We start from the raw sequence: 3,696 nt of genomic DNA on the forward strand, positions 1-3,696 counted from the left end.
CTCGCTGGTCGCCATCGCCGTGGCGCATGCCGCGCTGGCCTGGCAGGCGCTGCGGCGGCGGCGCGGGCAGGGCCGGCGCCGGCTGGGGCTGCGGCGCCGGGGTGTGCAGCAGCGCCACCATCAGCGGCGAGACCTGCTGCACCGCCCGCTGCACCGTGTCGCCCTGCAGCAGCAGCCAGGCCAGCGCGGCATGCGCCACGGCGATGGCGACCAGCGAGGCAGGGCGGCGGCGGGGCCCCAGGCCGGCGGTGGCGATGCCGGCCGGCAGGCGGGGCAGGGCAGGCAGCAGGACGGTGGACATGCGCGGCAACCAGGGATTCGTCGATGCCGACATGCTAACGCAAATGCGAACGAGTCGCATCTAGATTTTTAACACTGTGGTGTGGCCCCGCGGCGGGCGGCAGCCGCCGGCCCGCCGTTGGCGGCCACCCGTCCGCCTCAGCCGGCCTCGCGGGTGTGCCAGCCCGCCACCAGCTGCTGCTGCACGGCCGGCGGCACCGGCGCGTGGTGCGCCAGCGCCAGCGTGTAGCGGCCCTCGCCGCTGGTCAGCGTGTTCAGGCGGGTCTGGTAGCCCACCAGCTCGGCCAGCGGCGCCCGCGCCTGGATCACCACCGCGCCCAGCGCACCGGCCTGGGTGCCGGCCACCATGCCGCGGCGGGCGGCCAGGTCGCCGGTGATGTCGCCGATGGCCGCGGCCGGGGCGCTGATCTGCAGGTCGGCGATGGGCTCCAGCACGGTGGCCCGGGCTTCGCGCATCGCCGCCAGGAAGGCCTGGCGGCCAGCGGTGACGAAGGCGATCTCCTTGCTGTCCACGCTGTGGTGCTTGCCATCGAGCACGGTGACCCGCACGTCCACCACCGGATGGCCGGTGATGGCGCCGCCGGCCATGGCCTCGCGCACGCCCTTCTCGACCGCCGGGATGAAGGCGCCCGGGATGGCGCCACCCTTGACCGCGTCGATGAATTCGAAGCCGGCGCCGCGCGGCAGCGGCTCCACCCGCAGCCGCACCTCGCCGAACTGGCCGGCGCCGCCGGTCTGCTTCTTGTGCCGGTGCTGGCCCTCGGCGGCGCTGGTGGCCGTCTCGCGGTAGGCGATGCGCGGCGGCTGCGTGTCCACCTCCAGCCGGTGCTGCTCGCGCAGCCGCTCCAGCAGCAGGCGCAGGTGCAGCTCGCCCAGGCCGGAGACCACCGTCTCGTGGCTGCCCGGCACCTGGGCCACGCGCAGGCAGGGGTCCTCGACGACCAGCCGGGCCAGCGTGTCCCAGAGCCGCTGCTCGTCGCCGAGGCGCTTCGGGCGCAGCGCCAGGCCGTGCACCGGTTCGGGCAGCTGCAGCGGCGCCAGGTGGAGGTGGTCGTCCTCGGCGGCGTCGTGCAGCACCGCGTCGACGTGCAGCGCGTCCACCTTGGCGATCGCGCAGAGGTCGCCCGGCAAGGCCTGCGCCACCTCGGTGTGGGCCTTGCCCTGCAGGCGGTAGAGGTGGGCGACGCGGAACGGCTTGCGGCTGTCGCCCACGTACAGCAGCGCGCCCGGCCGGACGCAGCCCTGGTGCACCCGCAGCACGCCCAGCTTGCCGATGTAGGGATCGACCGTGACCTTGAAGACATGGGCCAGCACATGCAGCGCCGGATCGGGCCGGGCCAGCACCGGCACCGCGGCCGCGCCCTCGCCGCGCAGGAAGGCTGGCGGGTTGCCCTCGCCGGGGTGCGGCAGCAGGTGGTGGATGACATCGAGCAGCGCCTGCACCCCCGCGCCGGTGCGCGCCGAGACGAAGCACACCGGCACCAGGTGGCCTTCGCGCAGCGCCTGCTCCAGCGGTGCGTGCAGTTCGGCGGCGTCGACATCGCCGTCGGCCAGGTAGCGCTCGACGAAGACGCTGTCGACCTCCACCACCTGTTCCACCAGGGCCCGGTGGGCGGCCTCCACCGGGCCGAAGTCGCTGGTGCCGGCGCGGTTGAAGAAGGCGTCGACCACCTGCAGCGGGCCGCCATCGGCCGGCGTGCAGGGCAGGTTCAGCGGCAGGCAGCCACGGCCGCAGGCGGTCTGGATCTGGGCCAGCACCGCCGCCAGGTCGACCCCGGGCGCGTCGATGCGGTTGACCACCACCACGCGGTCCAGCCGGCGCTCGGCGGCCTGCTGCAGCATGCGCAGCGCCATCGGCTCCAGGCCGGTGCTGGCGTTGACCACCACCACCGCGGTGTCCACCGCCTCCAGCGCCGGCAGGCTGTGGCCGATGAAGTCGGGCGCGCCAGGGGTGTCGATCAGGTGGATGCGGCTGCCGCGCCAGTGGCAGTGCAGCACCGCTGCCTGCAAGGAGTGGCCCATGCGCCGCGCCAGCGGGTCGTGGTCGGCCACGGTGCTGCCGCGCTCCACGCTGCCGGGGGTGGCGATGGCGCCGCTGGCGGCCAGCAGGGCCTCGGCCAGGCTGGTCTTGCCGGCACCCGACGGGCCCACCAGGGCCAGGCTGCGGATGTCGGCGACCTGCACCGCGGCGTCGGTGGCGCCGGGCAGGGGGGATGGGCTGGGCATGGCGGTTCTCCTCAGGTTGGAGCGCTCGCACGTTGCGCACAGGCCGCAGGGCGGGCGCGGTGGGGGGGGCGGTTGGCGCTGCCAGCCTATGCCTGCGGCCGGCGCCGCGCAAGCCGCCAGCGCCGGCGACAAGTCGGCGACATCCCCATGAAAACCCTGAGTTTTGCGGGGTTAATCAAACGTTTGATTTGCTCGCCTAGACTGCGCGCCATGGTTCCACCACCCACCCGCCCCAGCGCCGCCACTGCGCCCGCCGGCACCGAGCCCGACCCCGCCCGGGCCCGGTTGCTGCGCGCCGGCCTGCGGCTGTTCGCCCACCAGGGCTTTGCCGCCACCACCACGCGCGAGCTGGCGCAGGTCGCCGGCGTCAACGTGGCCGCCATCAGCTACTACTTCGGCGACAAGGCCGGGCTGTACCGGGCGGTGTTCTTCGAGCCGCTGGGCGAGATCGCCGACAACATCGCGCACTTCGCTGCCTTCGGGCTGTCGCTGGAAGACGCGCTGCGCGCCTACTACGCCGGCTTCCTGGAGCCGCTGCAGCAGGGCGAGGACGGGCAGCTCTGCGTGAAGCTGCGCATGCGCGAAATGGTCGAGCCAACTGGCCTGTGGGTGCAGGAGGTGCACGAGGGCATCCGCCCGATGCACGACGCGATGGTGGGCGTGCTGTGCCGCCACCTGGGCCTGACCGCGCCCGACGATGATTTGCACCGCCTGGTGGTCTGCCTGTCGGCGCTGGGCGTGCACCTGCACCTGGGGCGCGACGTGACCGACGCGGTGGCCCCGCAGCTGCATGCAGCGCCCGATGCCGTCGAACGCTGGGGCGATTGCCTGCTGCGCCAGGGCCTGGCGATGATCGACCACGAGCAGCGCCGCCGCGCCGCGGCCGGAGGGACACCATGACACCGCCCGCCACCGCGCTGCGCCGCTGCCGCACCGGCCTGGCTGCGGCGCTGGCCGCTGCCACCTGGACAGCCGCCGGCGCCGCCGCGGCGCAGCCGGCCGTCGCCCCGGCGCCGCTGCCACCGCAATGGCAGACCGGCCTGCCGCACGGCGGCCGGCTGGCCGACCTGACCGCCTGGTGGCAGCAGTTCGACGACCCGGCGCTGCCGGCCCTGGTGGCCGCGGCCCGGGCCGCCAGCCCCGACCTGGCCAGCGCCGCCGCCCGCATCG

The 3,696-nt window shown here is 74.8% G+C and carries 2 protein-coding genes and 2 pseudogenes; 2 read left to right on the top strand and 2 right to left on the bottom strand.

The features are described from left to right. Both FFT10_RS27745 and fusA read right to left on the bottom strand, forming a co-directional pair. Positions 1–301, bottom strand: a pseudogene (locus FFT10_RS27745) (hypothetical protein); the annotation flags it as partial. A gap of 137 nt (positions 302–438) precedes the next feature. Continuing rightward, positions 439–2,526 (bottom strand): elongation factor G, encoded by a 2,088-nt coding sequence (gene fusA, locus FFT10_RS27460; protein ID WP_137736072.1) that lies wholly within the window; start codon positions 2,524–2,526, stop codon positions 439–441. A 210-nt stretch (positions 2,527–2,736) separates the two neighbouring features. On the opposite strand from fusA, the gene FFT10_RS27465 reads away from it, so the two are divergent. Then, positions 2,737–3,426 (top strand): CerR family C-terminal domain-containing protein, encoded by a 690-nt coding sequence (locus tag FFT10_RS27465; protein ID WP_137736073.1) that lies wholly within the window; start codon positions 2,737–2,739, stop codon positions 3,424–3,426. Then, positions 3,423–3,696, top strand: a pseudogene (locus FFT10_RS27470) (RND transporter); the annotation flags it as partial. The gene FFT10_RS27465 and the pseudogene FFT10_RS27470, both read left to right, overlap by 4 nt.

It is taken from the genome of Pseudaquabacterium pictum, from assembly GCF_005403045.1.
Taxonomy (GTDB): Bacteria; Pseudomonadota; Gammaproteobacteria; order Burkholderiales; family Burkholderiaceae_C; genus Pseudaquabacterium; species Pseudaquabacterium pictum.

Excerpts from the sequence above, each read along its gene's own strand:
- fusA (WP_137736072.1), bottom strand. The coding sequence starts at position 2,526 with ATGCCCAGCCCATCCCCCCTGCCCGGCGCCACCGACGCCGCGGTGCAG.
- FFT10_RS27465 (WP_137736073.1), top strand. The coding sequence starts at position 2,737 with ATGGTTCCACCACCCACCCGCCCCAGCGCCGCCACTGCGCCCGCCGGC.